Below are 19,242 nucleotides of genomic sequence, written 5' to 3'. Positions count from 1 at the left end.
GGGCCTTAGGGTGGGCGCATGGACACTGAAGACGCCGGACAGAGCGGAACCGGAGCGCGCGGGCACGCCGCCAGGCTGGAGAAGGCGCTGGGGGTGGTTTTGGGCACCAGCGAAGTCCCGCTGAGGCTGCGGGCATGGGACGGCTCGGAAGCAGGCCCCGCCAACGCACCGGTCCTGGAGTTCAAGTCCCGGAAGGCTTTGCGGCGGATGCTCTGGTCACCGGGGCAGCTTGGCCTGAGCCGGGCGTACGTGGCAGGCGACATCGACGCCCCCGGTGACATCTTCGCAGCCTTCGCTGCGTTGAGTTCGGCCGGGAAGTTCGCCGAGCCCGGACCCTTCCGGCCGCTTTCCGCCAGCGAACTCTGGCTGCTGGTGCGTACCGCGGTCCGGCTGGGCGCTGTTGGACCCAGCCCTGCCCCTCCGCCCGAAGAGGCGCGGATCGCCAGGAAGGGCAGGATGCACTCCCGTGGACGGGATTCGGCTGCCATCTCGCATCACTACGACGTCGGCAACGATTTTTACGCCTTGGTGCTTGGACCCTCAATGGTCTACTCCTGCGCTGTGTGGCCGGACGAAGGCGCCCCTCCCGGCGGCGGCCCGGACAATGGACTGGACTCGGCGCAGGAAGCCAAGCTGGACCTTGTCTGCCGCAAGCTGGGCCTCCAGCCCGGGATGCGGGTCCTCGATGTTGGCTGCGGGTGGGGCAGCTTCGCCCTCCATGCCGCGGCAAGGTACGGCGCCAGGGTGGTGGGCGTGACGCTGTCAATGGAGCAGGCCATCCTGGCACGCAAGCGCGCAGCCGACGCCGGCCTCACCGACAGGGTGGAGATCCGGGTCCAGGACTACCGGGACGTCGACGACGGGCCCTACGATGCCATCAGCTCCATCGGCATGTCCGAGCACGTGGGACGGCCCCAGACCCCTGCCTATGCCGCAGCGCTCTTCGGGCTGCTCCGCCCCGGCGGCCGCCTGATGAACCATGCCATCTCCTGGAACGCCGGCCCCACCGCCCCTGATCCCGACTCATTCATCCCCCGGTACGTCTTCCCGGACGGCGAGATGATCAGCCTGGGCGAAATGGTGTCCGCCCTGGAGACTGCCCGGTTCGAAGTCCTCGACGTGGAAGCACTGCGCCCCCACTACGCGCTGACCCTCCGGGCGTGGGTCAGGCGGCTGGAGCAGAACTGGGCGGAAGCGGTGCAATTGGCCGGAGAAGGGCGCGCGCGGGTGTGGCGGCTGTACATGGCGGCCAGCGCCATCGGATTCGAAAACGGACTCACTGGAGTCAACCAGGTCCTGGTGCGCCGTCCGGGCGGGGAGGAACCGCCGTTGCGCCGCACAGCCTGGCTATGACGCAAGCGCCTTCCTGCCAGGACGCAACCTGGCAGGAAGGCGGCTTGGCGACCCCGCGGTCAGGCCCCAGCGCGGTCAGGCCACGGGGGAAGGTCCGCCCGGCTGGGTGAAGTGCTGGGTCTTTTCGATCTGCACCACTTTGGGATCCGTTTCATCGGCGGCGTAGTCCGTGGGGCGGGTAAGGTCTTCGCCGGTCCGGACCTTGAGGGCCCGCATCACCAGGGTCAGCACGGCGGCGACCACCAGGTTCAGCGCGAACGCCGACACGGCAATGTAGACGCTGAAGTCCGTGCCGGGAATGGGGGCCACCGAACCACCAAAGTGTGCCTTGGTCACGGGGTTGACCACGTTGTAGGCGGAGACGGTACCGAAGATGATGCCCACCGCCCAGCCGATCAGCAGGGCCCAGCGGTCGAACCAGCGTGTGTAGAGGCCGGCCACCACTGCGGGGAAGGTCTGCAGGATCCAGATGCCGCCCAGCAACTGCATGTTGATGGCCGCCGACTGGTCCATGGCGATCACAAAAACCAGGGCGCCCACCTTCACCACCAGGGAGACAATCTTGGACACCTTCGCCTCCGTCTTTGGATCGACGTCCGGGCGGATGAAGTCGCGGTAGATGTTCCGGGTGAACATGTTGGCGGCGGCAATGGACATGATCGCTGCAGGCACCAGGGCCCCGATGGAAATCGCGGCCAGTGCGATCCCGGCGAACCAGGCCGGGAAGTGGTCAAGGAACAGCTGCGGGACCACCAGCTGCGGATTGACCGATCCGTCCAGGTCGATTGGCTTGGTGCCCGCCTTGATGGCCACGAAACCCAGCAGGGCCAGGAATCCGAGCATCAGGGAGTACAGCGGCAGGATGGCGGCATTGCGGCGGATGGTGTTGCGTGCCTTCGAGGCCAGCACCGCGGTCACCGAGTGCGGATACATGAACAGCGCCATGGCCGAGCCCAGCGCCAGCGACCAGTAGGCGGAGTAGTTTGCCGCCCCGGGGACGAAGACACCCGCCGGCTTGCCCGTGGCCTGGTTCACCGCGCCCAGCTTGGTCTGCGCCGCCCCGAAAATGGTGTCCCAGCCGCCGAACTTGATGGGCAGGTAGATCACGGCGACAATCACGGCAAGGTAGATCAGGAGGTCCTTCACGACGGCGATCATCGCGGGGGCGCGCAGGCCCGAGGTGTAGGTGTAGGCGGCCAGGACCACGAAGGCCAGGATCAGCGGCAGGTCGGTCAGCAGCACGTTGCCGGAGCTCCCCAGGCCAAGGACGGTAAGGACTGCCTTGATGCCCACCAACTGCAGCGCAATGTAGGGCATGGTGGCGACGATGCCCGTCACGGCCACGGCCAGGGAGAGCCAGCGGCTGCCATAGCGGCCGCCCACGAAGTCCGCCGAGGTGACGTAGCCGTGGCGGTGCGATACGGACCACAGCCGGCTCATGATGATGAAGATGATCGGATACAGGACGATCGTGTACGGAACCGCGAAGAAGCCGCTTACCGCGCCGGTGGCCCACATGGCTGCCGGCACCGCCACGAAGGTGTACGCGGTGTAGAGGTCCCCGCCCAGGAGGAACCAGGTGATCCAGGTGCCGAAGCCGCGGCCGCCCAGTCCCCACTCGTCCAGGCTGTGCAGCCCTTCCACTTCGGTGCTGCGGCGCCACTTGGCGGCGAGGAAGCCCATCACGGCCACGATGACGAACAGCAGCACCACAATGATCAGGGCAGTCCAGTTGATCTCGCGCGTGTTCATGGCCGGCCCCCTCCCAACGCGGCCCCGGCGGAGCCACTGCCTGCCTGGGGCGGGCCACCTGCGCGCGCCTCGGCCCGCCGTCGTCGGTCTTCCTTGGTGACCAGCCAGTACGCACTGCCGGTCAGGATCGCGGAGATTGGCACCCACAGCAGCTGGTACCAGTAGAAGAAGGGCATCCCTGCCAGCCGCGGCGCGTCAAAGGAGTAGAGCTGCGGCATCAATGGGAAAAGGATGGCGGCGGCCAGCAGGATACCGGCGCCGATATAGGGTGCGGGCCTGGCCGGTCCGCGGATAGCGGTGTCCCGGGTCAGGCGCGGTTCATCGGGAAAAGCCCCGCCGTTGCGGTCGTAGCCGTCTGCGTGGGACATCTGTGACCTCCTCGTCAGCCTGTCCCGCGGCCGCCGCTTTGGATGAAAGCTGTCCGGAGGCGGGACGATGTGCCCTCAACCACAGTTGTACCGCGCTTTGACCTGCGCCGGAAGGGTTTCGGCCCAGTATCGGTTGCCGGTGGCAACAAAAAGGGAACCATCACGGGTGATGGTTCCCTTTCCGTACTGGTGGAGCTGAGGGGACTCGAACCCCTGACCCCCTGCATGCCATGCAGGTGCGCTACCAGCTGCGCCACAGCCCCGTACGTTTGTTTTCCGGTGGAATTCCCCGGAGCAACCTGACCAGAGTAATGCACTTTTCCGCTGGACGCCAATCGGCGGTGATCAGGCGTTTGGGCACCCCGCCACGACGCCTTGACGCGACAAAAAAGTCCGCCGGAACCACATGGTTCCGGCGGACTTTCCGGTGGAGCTGAGGGGACTCGAACCCCTGACCCCCTGCATGCCATGCAGGTGCGCTACCAGCTGCGCCACAGCCCCGGATTGTTGCTGCCCTTGCGAGCTATCTTCAGGGTCTCCCCCGAAGCAACTCAAATATCTTAGAACAGCATTTCCGAAAATTCCAAATTGGGAATATTCGCCGCCAGGCGTGGCCTACTCGCTGTCGGAAACAGCGCCGGCTTTGGCTGACGCGTCATCACCGAGCTCCAGGTCGACGACGGGGCAATCCTTCCAGAGACGCTCAAGGGCGTAGAACACGCGGTCCTCCTCGTGCTGGACGTGGATCACGACGTCGGCGTAGTCCAACAGGACCCAGCGGCCGCCGGACCGGCCCTCGCGGCGCACCGGCCGCAGGTCCTGCTTGGCGAGCTCTTCCTCGATGCCGTCCACGATGGCGTTGACCTGGCGTTCGCTGGGCGCCGAGGCGATGAGGAAGACATCGGCGAGGGCCAAACGTTCGCTGACGTCCATGGCGACGATGTCCTGGGCGATCTTGTCCGCGGCGGCCTTGGCGGCCGTGCGGGCTATAGCGATGGACGATGATGTTGCAGTCACAAGACTCCTTGTTTTGGTTAAGTGTTGGTGCCGGCTGGCAGGTCAGCGGGACATGCCGCTGACGATCAGGATGATCCCGGCGATGAGGGCCAGGATCCCGAAGGCGAGGATGCAGAACTGGAGAATGCGGTTCCGGCGCGCCCTGGTGAGGCCGGCGGTGGCGGCATCCAGGGGATCGAGCCCGTAGGCGGAGCGGGCGGGAACCCGGGGAAGGTCTTCGAAAAGATCCTCCGACTGGTCTTCCGGCCGCGAAACCGGCTTGGGACGGCTGGCGGCTTTGGCAGCCGCCTCGGCGCGGGCGATGACCTGTGAGCGGCCGGTTGCCGCATCCGGGGCTGGCGCTTTGGGCCGTGCGGCGGGCCTCCGTTTTCCAGCGCCCGGTACTTTCGTGCCGGGCACCTTGGTACCGGGCCGGGTGGTCACCGGAACGTGGGAGGTGGCCGGCGGTTTCATGACCGGCCGCTCCACGCCCGGCACCTGGACGAACTCCAGGGGCGTCACCATCGCGAGGTTGCTGGCCGTTGACGGGCCCGCGGTGTCCTTTTGCGCCGGAGCGTTGCGGGGGGCGCCGGCGGGATTGCCGGCCTGCTCGGCAAGTTTCTGCCGGGCCATGGCGCGGCGGTTCAGGACGGCGGCCCGTTCGGCCAACGCAATTTGCTCAGCCAGGATTTCGGGATCCACGGCTTCCGGATCCAGGGAAGCGATGTGCTCCATCTTGGCAATCTGGTTCCTGGCCTGCGCGGCGATGAGTGCGCGCGCTTCCAGGGCCTGTTCCACCGTCATGCCCTCCGGGGCGCCGGCGGGGGCATGGGCAGGGTTGATTGCGTTGGTATTGTCCGCGCCCTCTCCTGCCCCGCCGGTGTCTTTGCCTGGCGCGGCAGGCTTGGGGGTACCTGGCGTGGCCGCCTCGCCCGCAGGAGGAGGGGCGGCCGGAACGATGGGGTTGGCGGACGTCAGGGCCTGCTCCTTGAGCTGCTGCAAGCGCAGCTGGCGCCGGGTGGGGGGCCCGCCGGCAGCAAGCTGCCCTTCCTTTTCCTCAAGCTCCTTGATGGTGCGCAGTGCGGCACGGTCGCGGGCGCGGATCTGGGAGGAGCGTTGCATGGCGGCCTGGTCCGACGGCGCCTGGGGGCGGGCTGCCGGGGCGGCTCCCCCTGCGGAACCGGAGGCGGGCGCCGAGTCCTGGCCGTCCCGTGAGGGTGCAATGTCAGCCGGCCGGTTAGCGGCCGGTGGGCGCTGCTCCGTGGCAGGCAAGGTGGCCTGCTGGGCGTCCCTGGCCTTCCGGAGTTCCCGGCGGCTGCGGATTGGGGGCTGTTCCTGACTCATTGAGAACTCATTCAGTACTGGCTGGTTCGCGTGCTTCGGACGTTGCGTCATCCGCGCCTGCCGGTGCGTCCGAGTACAGACCGTACTTGGCGATGTACTGGACCACCCCGTCCGGGACGAGGTACCAGACCGGGCTGTTGGAGGCTACCCGGGCGCGGCAGTCCGTCGACGAGATGGCCATGGCGGGCACTTCCAGGAGGCTGACGTCGTCCCGGCCCATGCCGTCCAGAACGTGCCCGGGCCGGGTCACGCCAACGAAGTGGGCGAGCGACCAGAGTTCGTCGATGTCCTTCCACGACAGGATCTGCGCCAGCGCATCCGCGCCGGTGATGAAGAACAGGTCGGCGTCCGGGCGCTGCGCCCTGAGGTCGCGCAGGGTGTCGATGGTGTACGTGGGACCGGGGCGGTCGACGTCGACACGGCTGACGGTGAAGCGTGGATTGGAGGCCGTGGCGATGACGGTCATCAGGTAGCGGTGTTCGGGCTCGCTGACCTGTTTATGGGACTTCTGCCATGGCTGCCCGGTGGGAACGAAGACCACCTCGTCAAGGTCGAACTCCGCTGCGACTTCGCTGGCCGCCACAAGGTGGCCGTGGTGGATGGGATCGAAAGTCCCGCCCATCACGCCCAGCCGCAGCCTCCCCCGGGCCCCATTGCGTTGCAGGTTGTGGGAAATGTTAGTGGCCCTGCCCGCGATCGTGCTTGTTGGGGTGCTGGCGGTGCGGATCCGCGTGCTCATCCGTGGCAGCGTGCCGGTTGCCCAGGTTGTTGTAGGACCAGGCAATGAGCATCAGCACCACCAGGATGCCGAACATGGACACGCCGAAGACCCACGGCTCGGCCCACAGGGGCGCGAGCTCCTCGTGGCCTGATTCGCCTGCAGCGGCGACGGACGTGGCAATCTGCTGGAGCAGCATTTTCTCCCCTTGTTCAAGGATTTACAGGCAGCGGAACCTTCCGCTGCTTTCCGGGTTCTGGTCTATGTTACCGCGTTGCTACCCGCGGACCTGGCCTTCGCCCTGGACGATCCACTTCGTGGTGGTGAGTTCGGTCAGGCCCATGGGACCGCGGGCATGCAGCTTCTGCGTGGAGATGCCAACCTCCGCACCCAGGCCCAGTTCCCCGCCGTCGGTGAACCGGGTGGAGGCGTTGACGATTACGGCAGCGGAGTCAACCTCGGCGATGAAACGCTCGGCGTTGGCGAGGCTGTTGGTGAGGATCGCCTCGGTGTGGCCGGTGGACCAGGTCCGGATGTGCTGGACGGCTTCGTCCAGGCTGTCCACCATTGCCACGGCCAGGTCCAGGTCCATGTACTCCGTTTCCCAGTCCGCGTTCGTCGCCGGTTCGGTTTCGACCGTGGCGGGCAGTGCGGCACTGATGCGCCCGTCCACGTGGAGCCGGACACCGGCGCTGCGAAGGGCGGAGGCGACGGCGGGAAGCACCGTTGAGCCGGAATGGACCAGCAGTGTCTCCACGGTATTGCAGACACTGGGCCGCTGGGTCTTGGCGTTGAGCAGGATCTCCACGGCCATGTTCTCGTCGGCGGACTCATCGATGAAGATGTGGACGTTTCCCTCCCCTGTTTCGATGACCGGCACGGCGGAGTTGGTGACCACGGTCTGGATCAGGTCCCGGCCGCCCCGGGGAACCAGGACATCCACCCTTCCGCGGGCTTTCATGAGGACGGTGGCGCCTGCACGGCCGTACTGGTCCACGGTCTGGACTGCGTCAGCCGGCAGGCCAACGGATTCCAGGGCTTCGCGGAGGATCCGGACCAGCACCTGGTTGGTGGCTTCTGCCGCGCTGCCGCCGCGGAGGATGACGGCATTGCCACTCTTGAGGGCAAGTCCTGCGATGTCAACAGTGACATTGGGCCGTGCCTCGTAGATGGCAGCAACCACCCCCATGGGCACATTGACCTGGCGGAGGCGCAGCCCGTTGGGGAGGGTCTGCCCGCGCACCACGTTGCCCACGGGGTCCGGAAGGCCGGCCAGGTTTTCCAGGGCCGCCACCAGCCCGGCGACGCGGGATTCGGTGAGGGTGAGCCGGTCCAGGAGGGCAGCGGAGGTCCCGTTGGCCTTGCCCCGCTGCACATCCATGGCGTTGGCAGCGAGGATGGCCGGGACATTCTCCTGCAGGGCGGCGCCCACGGCACGGAGGGCACGGTCTTTCCAGGCCCGGTTGGCGGTGGCCATTCGACGGGCGGCCAGGCGGGCGCGATCGGTGATGGCGTGGACGGCCGACTCCACCCCGGCAGCGGACAAGGGTGCCTCGGCCGATTCCGGTCCTGCTGCGGGAACCGGCTGCTCCTGCGCAGCGGTGGTTCCGGAATGTTCAGCAGCGTGGATCAGGGCGTCAGTCATGATCCAAGTTTAGGCGAGGTGGCAGCTCAGACCAGCACCAGGTCATCAACATGAACAACTTCACGGTTGTAGCCGCTGCCCATTTCCTCGCCCAGCTCATGCGTTGACCGTCCCAGCATCCGCGGCAGCTCCTCGGAGGAGTAGTTCACCAGGCCGCGGGCAATAATGGTGCCGTCGGCTCCGGCCAGCTCAACGGCGTCGCCGGCTTCAAATTCGCCATGCACGGCGGAGATGCCGGCCGGCAGCAGGGACGTGCGGTGGTGCCGCACAGCGCGGACTGCCCCCTCGTCCAGGACCAGCCGGCCCTGGACCGACGCAACGTGCGCCAGCCACAGGAGGCGGACCGGTTTTCGGGAGCCGTTGACGGCGAACCACGTGCCCACGTCCTCGCCGTTCAAGGCCGCTGCGGCATTGGGTGTGGACGTCACCAAGGCGTGGATTCCCGATCCTGCCGCCATGCCGGCGGCCTCCACTTTGGTCATCATGCCCCCGGTGCCCACGCCCGCCTTGCCCGCCTTGCCAAGGGATACGCCCTCGAGGTCGTGGGCGCCGGTGACCAGCGGGATGCGCCTGGCACCCTGGGAAGGTGGGCCGTCATAGAGGGAGTCGACGTCGGACAGCAGCACGAGTGCGTCGGCGCGCACCAGGTGGGCCACCAGGGCGGCCAGCCGGTCGTTGTCGCCGAAGCGGATCTCATGGGTGGCCACGGTGTCGTTTTCGTTGACCACCGGGACTACCCCAAGGTTCAGCAGCCGGTCCATGGCGCGGAGGGCGTTGGTGTGCTGGCTGCGGCGCATCAGGTCCTCGGCGGTCAGCAGGACCTGGCTGACGGTGACCCCATGGGCACCGAAGGCCTGGGTGTACCGGGCCATCAGGAGCCCCTGGCCCACGCTGGCAGCGGCCTGCTGGGTGGCCAGGTCGCGGGGCCGTTTGGCCAGACCAAGCGGCGCCAGGCCTGCGGCGATGGCGCCCGAGGACACCAGGATGATCTCGGCGCCTGCATTGCGCTTGGCCGCCAGGGCGTCAGCGAGGGCGGTCAGTGATTCCTCCGAGATGCCGCCCTTGATGCTGGTCAGCGACGAGGAGCCTACCTTGACCACGATCCGGCGGGCCCCGGCCAGCGCGCTCCTGTCCCCCGCGGGCACGGCGGGTACTGCAGTCATGCCCCTAGAGGTCATCGTCCGCTTCCAGTCCGCTTTCCTTGACGGGCTGGGCGGCACGGCGGCCGCTGACGGACTCGGTCCAGATCCCGGCCTTCCGCTCTGCCTCGAGCTCCGCCCGGGCGGCAGCCTTGGCGTCGCGGCGCTCCTGCTGCTCTTCGCGCTTCTGGCTGCGGGTGGGGCGGTCGCCGATATCGGCGAACCGGACGTCGGTGCCGCGCGGCGACGCCAGGAGCTCAGCCCCTGCCATCATGGTGGGCTCCCAGTCGAACACCACGCCGTCGTCCTCGCCAATGACCACGGTGTCACCGGGCTTGGCGCCCTGCTTGAACAGTTCGGTTTCAACGCCGAGCCGGGCGAGCCGGTCCGCCAGGTAGCCGATGGCCTCTTCGTTGGTGAAGTCGGTCTGCTTGACCCAGCGCACGGGCTTTTCGCCCAGGACGCGGAACAGCGGTTCCAGGTTCTTTTCCTCGCGGCGGATCTTGAACCCGGCTTCGTTGACTGCACGCGGCCGCAGCACCGCGGGCTGCACCTTGGGCGGTGCGGCAGCCACCGCATCCCGGGCTGCCTTGACGATCTCCGCCATGGCGAAACCGAGCTGGCGCAGGCCCTCATGGCTGGTGGCGGATACTTCGAACACACGGTAGCCGCGCGACTCGAGTTCCGGACGCACGAATTCCGCCATGTCCTTGCCGTCGGGCAGGTCCACCTTGTTCAGCGCGACCAGCCGTGGGCGGTGGTTCAGGGGAACCACTTCACCGTCCTGGCCGGCATAGCTCATGTCGACGGCGTATTTCTCCAGCTCACCCTCGATGATGGCGAGGTCCGTGAGCGGGTCCCGGTCCGATTCAAGGGTGCCGCAGTCCAGCACGTGGACCAGGGCCGCACAGCGCTCGACGTGGCGGAGGAAGTTGTGGCCCAGGCCCCGCCCCTCACTGGCGCCCTCGATGAGGCCGGGGACGTCGGCGATGGTGAACCGTACGTCGCCGGCCTGCACCACGCCGAGGTTGGGAACCAGGGTGGTGAACGGGTAGTCGGCGATCTTGGGCCGGGCGGCGGACATGGCTGCAATCAAGCTGGACTTGCCCGCTGACGGGAAGCCCACCAGCGCGATGTCGGCAATGCTCTTGAGTTCCAGGACGATGTCCCGGGAATCCCCCTCGATGCCGAGCAGCGCGAAGCCGGGGGCGCGGCGCTTCTGTGAGGACAGGGCAGCGTTGCCGAGCCCGCCCAGGCCGCCGGCGGCTGCCACGAACTCGGCGCCTTCCCCCACGAGGTCGGCCAGGACTTCGCCGTCCTTGGTCTTGACCACCGTGCCGTCCGGAACGGGGAGGATCAGGGTCTCGCCGTTCTTGCCGCCGCGCCAGTCGCCCATGCCGGGACCGCCGTTGCTCGCGTGCCGGTGCGGTGCGTGGTGGTAGTCGAGGAGCGTAGTGGTCTGGTGGTCCACGCGCAGGATCACGTCGCCGCCGTTGCCGCCGTTCCCGCCGTCGGGACCGCCGAGTGGCTTGAACTTCTCGCGGTGGACGGAGACGCAACCATGGCCGCCGGTTCCGCCGGATACATGCAGTACTACCCGGTCTACAAAGCTGGCCACGTGGATCTCCTCAGGTGCTGTTTATGGGGCGCCCGGGGACGCCACATCGATTGTAATGCTGTTAAAAGAACAGTGGAGCGGACCCTCAGGCCCGCTCCACCGCTTCAGAACTGGTTGTTACTCTGCAGCTGCAGCAGCAACGATGTTGACTACGCGACGACCGCGGCGGGTGCCGAATTCAACGGCGCCCGGGGTCAGTGCGAACAGGGTGTCGTCACCGCCACGGCCAACGCCGGCGCCGGGGTGGAAGTGGGTGCCACGCTGGCGGACGATGATCTCGCCGGCGGAAACAACCTGGCCGCCGAAGCGCTTGACGCCGAGGTACTGAGCGTTGGAATCGCGACCGTTGCGAGTGGAGCTCGCGCCCTTTTTATGTGCCATCTGAAATGCCTGCCTCTAAATTCTGGGGAATCTGTTGAAATACCTGAACAGTAACCGGTGGTTACTTGATGCCGGTGATCTTGACCTTGGTCAGTTCCTGGCGGTGACCCTGGCGCTTCTTGTAGCCGGTCTTGTTCTTGAACTTCTGGATGACAATCTTAGGACCACGCAGGTCCTGGAGGATTTCAGCCGTAACAGTTACCTTGGCCAGGTCAGCGGCGGCAGAGGTGACCTTGTCACCATCAACCAGGAGCAGTGCGGGCAGCTCAATGGTGCTGCCGGCTCCACCGGCGACGCGGTTCAGGGTAACGAAGTCTCCAACGGAAACCTTCTCTTGGCGGCCGCCTGCGCGGACAATCGCGTACACCACTTGGGAACTCACTTCTCTCGACGTTTATTACAAAATTTGCGTGCGGAACCGACTCAAAAAAGCCAGGGTTCGCGCTGTGCCTCAACGCCGTGGGGTCATAACCCAAGTGTTGGCGTAAGCACCGAAGATCCAGAATACGCTAAATCCATCTACGGCCGCAAATGAGGCTGGTTCCGGCGGCCCGGGTGTGGTAGTAACCACACTCCGACAGGCAGCACCGCAACCATGGACTCCATCATAGCGGCGGCGCTGCCCGGAGGGTTCAGGAATGCAACCTCGGCGCGTCGAAGAATTCCACTTCCAGGCGGCAGGACTGCTTGAACGCAGTCACCATCGCCGCGCGTTCGTGGTCGGAGGCCCTCCGTCCTGCTGCGTCCACGATGGCGATGGCCCGGCGGGTGGCCTCGGCGAAGCCCTCGTCCGCGTAGGTCCGGAGCCAGGCTGCGTAGGCGTGGCCGCCCGGCTCTCCCGAGGCAAGGAACCGGGCGTGCAGCTTTTCCCCGACTTCGGCGTAAAGCCAGAAGCAGGGCAGGACGGCGGCGGCCAGGACGGCGTAGCTTCCCGACGCCGATGCTGCGGTGAGGTGGTCCACGTAGGCCTTGGTGACGGGGCCAAGTCCGCCCTGGGCGGGGCGGGTGCTGAGCCACGAGCGGTGCAGTTCCGACTCCACCTCCAGGCACTGCTGCGATGATCCGGCCCAGAACAGCTGCTCCCCTTCTGACGGGGCCAGGGCACTCGCCCGGGCAAGGACCCGGGAGTAGCCGTTCAGGTACAGGGCATCCTGCGCCAGGTAGTAGGCGAAGTCCTTCTCGGCCAGGTCCCCGGCGGCCAGGCCGTGGATGAAGTCCAGGGCGTAGATGTCCGCCAGGTCCTGCTGGGCTTCCGTCCACAGCCGGGCAGCGAAAGCGCCTTCCGCGAGGGCCGGCCGCACATGGTGGAAATGGTGCACCGGGCCGTTTCCCCAGCCCACTTCAAGCTGCTCCGACTTCTCAAGGGCGACGGCCAGCCATGGCTTGACCGTTCGGAGCGATGCCTCCCAGTCGCCAAGGCGTGCCTGGACGGTGGCCATCGCGGAGGACAGGGAACAGCCGGTGCCGTGGCTGTTGCGCGTGTCGATGCGGTTTCCCTGCACCTCCACCACTTCCCCTGGCAGGAGGCCTGCCGTATTGACCAGCGCATCCGGGCAGTCCGCACCCGCCAGGTGCCCGCCCTTGACAAGGATGGTGGCGCCGGTGGCATCCGCCAGGCGCCTCCCCTGCTCCAGCGCAGCCGCCCAGCTGTCTGCTGGATCCGCGCCCACCAGCATGGCAAGCTCCGGCAGGTTGGGGGTAATGAGGTGGGCCAGGGGCAAGAGGTCCCGGAGGGCGGCCTCGGCGGACTCTTTCAGCAGCCGGTCGCCGCTGGTGGCCACCATCACCGGGTCCAGGACAACGACGGCGGGACGGACCTTCTCCAGCCAAAGCCGGACAGTGCCGATCACGGCCTCGTCCCCCAGCATGCCGATCTTGACGGCGTCAATGGAGATATCATCGCTGACCGCGTCCAGCTGCTTCGCCAGGAAGGCCGCGGGAGGAACGTGGACTGCCTGTACACCGCACGTGTTCTGCGCCGTCAGGGCCGTGATAGCAGCCATGCCGTAACCGCCGTGGGCGGCAATGCTTTTCAGGTCGGCCTGGATGCCTGCGCCCCCTGACGGGTCGGAGCCGGCGATGGACAGGACCCGCGGGACTTCCCGGCCGGTTGGCAGCCCGGTGCTGGCGGCGGAGGAAGCTGGCAGGGGCATGGAAAGGGTCGAAGACAAGAGACATCCCTTCGCCGGTACTAGCCGGACAGGTTCAACGGGTCTGGATCTCAGCCGGCCTGCTGCGCGGCACCCCGTGTCGGTTCCTACCCTAGCCCGTGTGCCGCACCCGGGAAAAAGGTGACAACGGCCGCCGCAAAAATGGGCCATCCCGCAACGGCAGGAATCCCCGCCCCGCACGGTACCCCCGGTAATCCGGGTGGACCGATGCGCAGGACGGGGATTCCTGGCTGGAAGCTCCTGTGCCTAGAGTTCCGAGGCAGGCACCCCGACGCCGAGGATGATGGGTTCCTCGGCCGCCTTCCGCGGTTCCGGCTGGTCCTTCGCGGGTTCGGGGGCCTTCGCTGCGTGCGAGTGCCCACCGGCATCAGCCTGGACGTTTTCATGGTGCTGGACGGCGGTCTCGTTGGCGGCACCCTGGGCACGGCTGGCGGCCCGGTGGCGCCGGGGCCGGCGCTGCCGGGACTGCTCCAGCGTGTGGTCCGAATAGTCCTTTTCAGGGGACGCCTCAGGAGCGGCACCGGCGCGGGCTCCCGCCGCCCCTGCCCCGGCCGGCTGCTCCGGTGCTGCCTCTTCTGCTGCCTGCAGAGCCTCTGCCTGACTGGCAGGCGCGTCCCCCACAGGGGAGGCCGGCTGGCCCAGGTGTGCGAATGCTTCCGCAAGCCGGTCCAGCGTCAGGGCAGGCTTCGGATGCTGTTCCCCGGCGTGCTCCACGAACGGAAGCGGGACTTCCTCGCCGCCGAACGTGAGGACGGCTGCGGGACGTGCCGGGGCATCGGCGTCGTGCTTCTCCTCAACGGGTACCTGCGCAGGCTCCGCGGCCGGCACCTGCCGGGCAGCCGCTACCTCGTCGTCGTGCAGGTGGGCCGCATGGGCGGCAGCGGCGATGTTCGCCAGGGCAAGCCTGGTTGCCTCCGCCTTGGCGTGCCGCTCGGCGTCGGACGGGTCCGGCTGGACGGTGTGGACATGGACGGCAGGTGCCGGGGCAGCCTCGGGCTGCTGGCCGCCGCGTCCCCGCCGCCGCTTGCGTTCGGACCGGACGCCGGGCTGGGCGTCGTTCCGCTGCGCTTCCGGGCGGGCCTCCGCACGGGTTTCGGGCCGGTTGTCGGTGCGCTGGACGTGGTGCTCGGCCGCCACCGTGTTGGCCCGGCGGTGCTCCACGGGGTCGTCGTGGGTCACGACGCCCCGGCCGGCGCAGGCCTCGCACTGCTCGCCGAACACCTCCAGCAGGCCGGTGCCCATGCGCTTGCGCGTCATCTGGACCAGTCCGAGTGAGGTCACTTCGGCAACCTGGTGCTTGGTCCGGTCGCGGCCCAGGCACTCAACCAGGCGGCGCAGGACCAGGTCGCGGTTGGATTCGAGCACCATGTCGATGAAGTCGATCACGATGATGCCGCCGATGTCGCGCAGCCGCAGCTGGCGCACCACTTCCTCGGCCGCTTCGAGGTTGTTCTTGGTGACGGTTTCCTCGAGGTTGCCGCCGCTGCCGGTGAACTTGCCCGTGTTGACGTCCACCACGGTCATGGCCTCGGTGCGGTCGATCACCAGGGAGCCGCCGGAGGGCAGGAAGACCTTCCGTTCGAGGGCTTTGTGGATCTGTTCGTCGATTCGCCAGGCGGAGAAGATGTCCTGGTCCTTGGTCCACTTCTCGAGCCGGCCCACAAGGTCCGGCGCCACGTAGGTGACGTAGGCCTCGATGGTGTCCCAGGCCTCCTCGCCGGAAACGATGAGCTTGGAGAAGTCCTCGTTGAAGACGTCACGGACCACCTTGATGGTCAGGTCGGGTTCGCCGTAGAGGAGCTCGGGGGCCAGGATCTTGGTGGAGGTGGACTGGCTTTCGATGCCTTCCCACTGGGCGCGCAGCCGGTTGATGTCGTGCGTGAGCTCTTCCTCGGAAGCGCCCTCGGCGGCGGTGCGGACAATGACGCCGGCGTGCTCGGGAAGGCGGTCCTTGAGGATGCGCTTGAGCCGGTTGCGTTCGACGTCGGGCAGCTTCCGGGAGATGCCCGTCATGGAACCGCCGGGGACGTACACCAGGTAGCGGCCGGGCAGCGAGATCTGGCTGGTGAGGCGGGCACCCTTGTGGCCCACCGGGTCCTTGGTGACCTGGACCAGCACGGTGTCGCCGGACTTGAGCGCGTTCTCAATGCGCCGCTGCTTGCCCTCAAGGTTGACGGCTTCCCAGTTGACCTCGCCGGCGTACAGGACGGCGTTGCGGCCGCGCCCGATGTCCACGAACGCCGCTTCCATGGATGGCAGCACGTTCTGGACCTTGCCCAGGTACACGTTGCCGATCAACGAATCCTGCTGGGTCTTGGACACGAAGTGCTCTGCCAGGACGCCGTCTTCGAGGACGCCGATCTGGATTCTGTCATCGCGCTGGCGCACGATCATCTGGCGGTCCACGGATTCGCGGCGGGCCAGGAACTCGGCTTCGGTGATCACCGTGCGGCGGCGGCCGGTGTCGCGGGATTCGCGGCGGCGCTGCTTCTTGGCCTCAAGGCGGGTGGAGCCCTTGACGCTGGTGACCCGGTTGTTGACCGGCGCTTCACTGACCGCGCGCGGCGCACGGACCCTCGTCACGGTATTGGGCGGATCGTCGTCTTCCCCACCGGTCAGCTCAAGGTCCTGGTCACCGCGGCGGCGGCGACGGCGGCGGCGGGACGTCACGCCGTCTTCAACCTGGCCTGCGTTGTCCTCGTCGGACTCGTCCTCAGCATCAGAACCGCTGTCCTCGTTGTCCTCCTCCGCCGTACCACCGATGCGGCTGCGGCCCCTGCGGCCACGGCTGCGGCGACGGCGGCGGCTGGAGGAATCCTCGGCGTCTTCGGATTCTTCTTCCTCAGGCTCCGCGGCGGCCGGCGCTGCGGGCCGGACTACGGTGCTGAGGTCCGGGGCCTGGAAGAGTACTGAGGTGGGGGAAGCGGGTTCCAGGAACAGGGAGCCGAAGGGGCTGGCGGCAGCGGCGGCCTCGCCGTCTTCCACTGCCGGCGCTTCCGTGGGCTGCTCCGGTGCCGGAGCCCCTTCCGTTGCAGGAACGGCTTCCTGCCCGGCGGGCACGTTCGCCTGCTCCACGTCCTGTTCCGCGATCTGGTCAGCGGCCTCCGGCAGCACTGCCTCCGGGGCTGCGGAGGCAGGTGTTTCACCAGCCGTTCCCGCGGAGTCGGCTGCGGGGGCGACGGCTGGAGAGGCAGCCTTGCGGGTGGCTACCCGACGGCGGCGGACCGGCTTGGTTTCGGGATCTGCCGTTGCCTCCTGGGCAGGAACGGCAGGGCTGTCGGCGCCGGGGTCCGGAACTGCGGCCGGCGCGTCAACGGTCGCCACTTCGGCAGCACGCTCCGCGTCAGCGGCGAAGGCAGGCAGGGGTTCCGCGGTGTCGGCCTTCTTCCGGGCCCGGGTGCGCCGGGCGGGCGCCTCCTGCGCAGTGCCGGCTTCTTCGGCAGCGGTTGCGTCCACAGTGGTTGCTTCAACCGCGGTTTCTTGACCGGCCGGGTCTCCACCGGGGGCCGAATCGGCATCCGGTGCGCTGGTCACGGCATCCGCAGGGGCATGCCCGGTTTTGGGTGCCGCCTTGCGGCGGGTCCGCGGTGCCCTCTTGGGCGCGGCAGCCGCTGCTTCATCGTTAACGGCGAGTTCCTGGTCATTCTCCATATGTGGCAACACTCCTGCCCCTGACGTACCGCCACATCCGGCACCCATTGGGGCACATATTGTCAACACCCGCAGGCATTGACAGAAGTCAAGTGGATACTCCCAGGTTCGCACCGTCGTTGGGGTGCGGCAGCCCGTGGGAGCCGGCGGATGTTCTGAAAACCCGTTGTTCTGCGTGCTACAACCAGGTGCCGCCCAATGGAGTCGCGGGTGTGCCGGAAGAATCCGAAGCCTGCCCTGCTCATCATTGGCGGTCTTGGGAACAAACCACCGGACCGGAGTCCGAATGTGGATCGGCTTCCAGCCACGTTCATTCTCTCATACCCGCGCCGGATCGCAGCGGAAGCGGGCGTTGCTGTTCCTTTGCCTGTGTGGTGGCTCCAGCCGGCGGCGTTACAATCAGGCACAGGAGCACCGGACGAAAAGGACGCCATACCCATGCCCAGCATCTCCCCCGTCAGCGCCCACCAGCAGGAACGGGCCGCCGAGCCGCAGACCAGCGCCGCCGGAAGCCTTCCGCGGATGGCGCGCAACCGGCCCTTTGGTTGGTTGCTGGTCATCACCGGAATCGTCGGCTGGCTCGCTTCCGGAACCCTGGTCCTGGAAAAATTCGAGGTACTCAAGGACCCCAACCACACCACCGTGTGCGACGTGAATCCGTGGATCTCCTGCGGCCAGGTCATGCAGACCTGGCAAAGTTCCCTCTTCGGCTTCCCCAACATGTTTATCGGCATCGTGGCCTTCGCCATCACCATCACGGTGGGCATGGCCCTGCTGTCCGGAGCGACCTTTGCCCGCTGGTACTGGCTCGGGCTGCAGGCAGGAGTCACGCTCGGCTTCGCGTTCGTCGTCTGGCTGTGGTCCCAGGCCCTGTACTCCATCCACATCCTGTGCCCGTTCTGCATGATCGTCTGGGCGGCCATGATCCCGCTCTTCGTGTGGACCACCATCCGGAACATCACGGCCGGCGTCATCCCCCTGCCCGCCCGGGCAACCCGCATCCTTGGCGATTCCGGCTGGATCATCACGGCGCTGCTGTATGTTGCCGTCATCGCCACCATCTTCTTCGCGTTCATCCAGGTGTTCGCGGGTACCTCGGGCTTTTAGGCCGCAGACGACAGAAGCCCTTGGTTCCGAAGAACCAAGGGCTTCTTGCTGTTCCGGGGCCGCTCAGCCCTGGAACCAGATCTTGATCTCCCGGTCGGCTGACTCAGTCGAGTCGGAGCCGTGGACCAGGTTCTGCTGCACCTTCAGGCCCCAGTCCCGGCCGAAGTCGCCGCGGATGGTGCCGGGGGCCGCCGTCGTGGGGTCCGTGGTGCCCGCCAGGGAGCGGAAGCCTTCGATGACACGGTGGCCTTCGAAAATGGCCGCCACCACGGGGCCGCTGAGCATGAATTCCACCAGGGGCTCGTAGAACGGCTTGCCAACGTGCTCCTCGTAGTGCTGCTCCAGGAGCTCACGGGTGGCGTCAACCTTCTTCAGCTCAACAAGGCTGTAGCCCTTGGCTTCGATGCGGGCCAGGATGGCCCCGGTCAGGTTACGGGCGACGCCGTCGGGCTTGATCAGGACGAGGGTGCGCTCAGTGGTCACAACTGCTCCAATGCGTTGGTGGGGTTTCGGGACAAGTCTACGGGGACTGGCTTATGGGGTCTGCGGTTGGGCGGGACCCGCGGCCTGGTCGGGGTGCGTGGCTTCCCATTCGGCCTGTTCGCGGGCGCGCTGGGCGGCTTCCCGGTCCAGCCGGATGCCGGTGCGGATGCCGTACCACCAGGCCACCGCAAAGAGGGCGCCCACCAGGAACATGGCCGGCTCGAAAATGCCGGTCAGGATCAGGACGATCTGCAGGACCCATCCAAGGCCGATGCCCCAGGGCTTGTTGAGGACCGCGCAGGCGAAGACCATGACCACGCTGAGGGCAATGCCGACGCCGAGGATCAGGGCGGGCGGGAATTCCCCGCGGCGCAGCCCAAACACCACCAGCGTGGCAAAGAACATGACAAACGCTTCGAGCAGCAGCACGGTGGAGGCGAACATGACCTTGGTGGAACGCCGCTTCCTGGGCATGCCGGGCCGCCACTCGCGCTGCGCTTTTGTCAGTCTGGCCAT

At 67.2% G+C, this 19,242-nt stretch carries 17 protein-coding genes, 2 tRNA genes and 1 riboswitch; of the genes, 2 read left to right on the top strand and 17 right to left on the bottom strand.

Annotated features, from left to right (window positions below; genetic code table 11):
- The first annotated feature begins 18 nt into the window (after positions 1 to 18).
- A complete protein-coding gene (locus NIBR502771_RS13760) occupies positions 19 to 1,353 on the top strand; it encodes a class I SAM-dependent methyltransferase (RefSeq protein ID WP_141160235.1) in 1,335 nt (444 codons plus the stop codon).
- A gap of 75 nt (positions 1,354 to 1,428) precedes the next feature.
- Here the strand turns inward: NIBR502771_RS13760 and mctP are convergent, their stop codons facing one another.
- The 15 genes from mctP to NIBR502771_RS13685 all read right to left on the bottom strand — a co-directional run bounded on the left by mctP (position 1,429) and on the right by NIBR502771_RS13685 (position 17,136).
- Positions 1,429 to 3,105, bottom strand: a complete 1,677-nt coding sequence (mctP, locus tag NIBR502771_RS13755; RefSeq protein WP_141160234.1) for a monocarboxylate uptake permease MctP — start codon at positions 3,103 to 3,105, stop codon at positions 1,429 to 1,431.
- Complete coding sequence (locus NIBR502771_RS13750; RefSeq protein ID WP_141160233.1) at positions 3,102 to 3,473, bottom strand: DUF3311 domain-containing protein; 372 nt, start codon at positions 3,471 to 3,473, stop codon at positions 3,102 to 3,104. The genes mctP and NIBR502771_RS13750 overlap by 4 nt, the downstream gene beginning before the upstream one ends.
- Positions 3,474 to 3,660: 187 nt before the next feature.
- Positions 3,661 to 3,736: transfer RNA gene (locus NIBR502771_RS13745), tRNA-Ala, on the bottom strand.
- A 165-nt stretch (positions 3,737 to 3,901) separates the two neighbouring features.
- Positions 3,902 to 3,974 (bottom strand) — tRNA-Ala (locus tag NIBR502771_RS13740).
- A 114-nt stretch (positions 3,975 to 4,088) separates the two neighbouring features.
- Positions 4,089 to 4,490 (bottom strand): ribosome silencing factor, encoded by a 402-nt coding sequence (gene rsfS, locus NIBR502771_RS13735; protein WP_141160232.1) that lies wholly within the window; start codon positions 4,488 to 4,490, stop codon positions 4,089 to 4,091.
- Positions 4,491 to 4,532: 42 nt separating this feature from the next.
- Positions 4,533 to 5,813, bottom strand: a complete 1,281-nt coding sequence (locus tag NIBR502771_RS13730) for a hypothetical protein (RefSeq protein ID WP_141160231.1) — start codon at positions 5,811 to 5,813, stop codon at positions 4,533 to 4,535.
- A 7-nt stretch (positions 5,814 to 5,820) separates the two neighbouring features.
- Positions 5,821 to 6,435, bottom strand: coding sequence for a nicotinate-nucleotide adenylyltransferase (nadD, locus tag NIBR502771_RS13725; protein WP_246839667.1), 615 nt, complete (start codon positions 6,433 to 6,435; stop codon positions 5,821 to 5,823).
- A 55-nt stretch (positions 6,436 to 6,490) separates the two neighbouring features.
- Entirely contained in the window at positions 6,491 to 6,730 is a 240-nt protein-coding gene (locus NIBR502771_RS13720) for a hypothetical protein (RefSeq protein WP_141160230.1), read from the bottom strand.
- 78 nt (positions 6,731 to 6,808) lie between these two features.
- On the bottom strand, positions 6,809 to 8,176 hold the full coding sequence (locus tag NIBR502771_RS13715) for a glutamate-5-semialdehyde dehydrogenase (protein WP_141160229.1): 1,368 nt from the start codon (positions 8,174 to 8,176) through the stop codon (positions 6,809 to 6,811).
- A gap of 26 nt (positions 8,177 to 8,202) precedes the next feature.
- Positions 8,203 to 9,339: a glutamate 5-kinase gene (gene proB / locus NIBR502771_RS13710; RefSeq protein ID WP_210411223.1), complete on the bottom strand. Its 1,137-nt coding sequence runs from the start codon at positions 9,337 to 9,339 to the stop codon at positions 8,203 to 8,205.
- 4 nt (positions 9,340 to 9,343) lie between these two features.
- Entirely contained in the window at positions 9,344 to 10,933 is a 1,590-nt protein-coding gene (gene obgE / locus NIBR502771_RS13705; RefSeq protein ID WP_141160227.1) for a GTPase ObgE, read from the bottom strand.
- Positions 10,934 to 11,050: 117 nt separating this feature from the next.
- A complete protein-coding gene (rpmA, locus tag NIBR502771_RS13700; protein ID WP_009372867.1) occupies positions 11,051 to 11,314 on the bottom strand; it encodes a 50S ribosomal protein L27 in 264 nt (87 codons plus the stop codon).
- A gap of 61 nt (positions 11,315 to 11,375) precedes the next feature.
- Positions 11,376 to 11,684 (bottom strand): 50S ribosomal protein L21, encoded by a 309-nt coding sequence (rplU, locus tag NIBR502771_RS13695; protein WP_003803420.1) that lies wholly within the window; start codon positions 11,682 to 11,684, stop codon positions 11,376 to 11,378.
- A 262-nt stretch (positions 11,685 to 11,946) separates the two neighbouring features.
- Positions 11,947 to 13,467, bottom strand: a complete 1,521-nt coding sequence (gene thiD, locus NIBR502771_RS13690) for a bifunctional hydroxymethylpyrimidine kinase/phosphomethylpyrimidine kinase (RefSeq protein ID WP_141161557.1) — start codon at positions 13,465 to 13,467, stop codon at positions 11,947 to 11,949.
- Positions 13,468 to 13,474: 7 nt separating this feature from the next.
- Positions 13,475 to 13,572, bottom strand: a riboswitch (TPP riboswitch).
- 159 nt (positions 13,573 to 13,731) lie between these two features.
- Entirely contained in the window at positions 13,732 to 17,136 is a 3,405-nt protein-coding gene (locus NIBR502771_RS13685) for an Rne/Rng family ribonuclease (RefSeq protein WP_141160226.1), read from the bottom strand.
- Positions 17,137 to 17,574: 438 nt separating this feature from the next.
- Between NIBR502771_RS13685 and NIBR502771_RS13680 the strand changes: the two genes are divergently transcribed.
- Positions 17,575 to 18,243, top strand: coding sequence for a vitamin K epoxide reductase family protein (locus tag NIBR502771_RS13680; RefSeq protein ID WP_141160225.1), 669 nt, complete (start codon positions 17,575 to 17,577; stop codon positions 18,241 to 18,243).
- A gap of 63 nt (positions 18,244 to 18,306) precedes the next feature.
- Here the strand turns inward: NIBR502771_RS13680 and ndk are convergent, their stop codons facing one another.
- Both ndk and NIBR502771_RS13670 read right to left on the bottom strand, forming a co-directional pair.
- On the bottom strand, positions 18,307 to 18,726 hold the full coding sequence (gene ndk / locus NIBR502771_RS13675) for a nucleoside-diphosphate kinase (protein ID WP_141160224.1): 420 nt from the start codon (positions 18,724 to 18,726) through the stop codon (positions 18,307 to 18,309).
- 51 nt (positions 18,727 to 18,777) lie between these two features.
- Entirely contained in the window at positions 18,778 to 19,242 is a 465-nt protein-coding gene (locus NIBR502771_RS13670) for a DUF4233 domain-containing protein (protein ID WP_141161556.1), read from the bottom strand.

Origin of the sequence: Pseudarthrobacter sp. NIBRBAC000502771 (assembly GCF_006517215.1) — a bacterium.
Classification (GTDB): Bacteria; Actinomycetota; Actinomycetes; order Actinomycetales; family Micrococcaceae; genus Arthrobacter; species Arthrobacter niigatensis.
The sequence above is the reverse complement of the archived record's forward strand: the minus strand, read 5'-3'. Positions and strand labels throughout refer to the sequence as shown.

Coding starts and splice junctions, on each gene's coding strand:
- NIBR502771_RS13670 (WP_141161556.1), bottom strand. CDS start 19,242: ATGGCCAGACTGACAAAAGCGCAGCGCGAGTGGCGGCCCGGCATGCCC.
- thiD (WP_141161557.1), bottom strand. CDS start 13,467: ATGCCCCTGCCAGCTTCCTCCGCCGCCAGCACCGGGCTGCCAACCGGC.
- NIBR502771_RS13730 (WP_141160231.1), bottom strand. CDS start 5,813: ATGAGTCAGGAACAGCCCCCAATCCGCAGCCGCCGGGAACTCCGGAAG.
- rpmA (WP_009372867.1), bottom strand. CDS start 11,314: ATGGCACATAAAAAGGGCGCGAGCTCCACTCGCAACGGTCGCGATTCC.
- nadD (WP_246839667.1), bottom strand. CDS start 6,435: ATGGGCGGGACTTTCGATCCCATCCACCACGGCCACCTTGTGGCGGCC.
- NIBR502771_RS13680 (WP_141160225.1), top strand. CDS start 17,575: ATGCCCAGCATCTCCCCCGTCAGCGCCCACCAGCAGGAACGGGCCGCC.
- NIBR502771_RS13715 (WP_141160229.1), bottom strand. CDS start 8,176: ATGACTGACGCCCTGATCCACGCTGCTGAACATTCCGGAACCACCGCT.
- NIBR502771_RS13750 (WP_141160233.1), bottom strand. CDS start 3,473: ATGTCCCACGCAGACGGCTACGACCGCAACGGCGGGGCTTTTCCCGAT.
- NIBR502771_RS13720 (WP_141160230.1), bottom strand. CDS start 6,730: ATGCTGCTCCAGCAGATTGCCACGTCCGTCGCCGCTGCAGGCGAATCA.
- NIBR502771_RS13760 (WP_141160235.1), top strand. CDS start 19: ATGGACACTGAAGACGCCGGACAGAGCGGAACCGGAGCGCGCGGGCAC.
- NIBR502771_RS13685 (WP_141160226.1), bottom strand. CDS start 17,136: ATGGAGAATGACCAGGAACTCGCCGTTAACGATGAAGCAGCGGCTGCC.
- mctP (WP_141160234.1), bottom strand. CDS start 3,105: ATGAACACGCGCGAGATCAACTGGACTGCCCTGATCATTGTGGTGCTG.
- proB (WP_210411223.1), bottom strand. CDS start 9,339: ATGACTGCAGTACCCGCCGTGCCCGCGGGGGACAGGAGCGCGCTGGCC.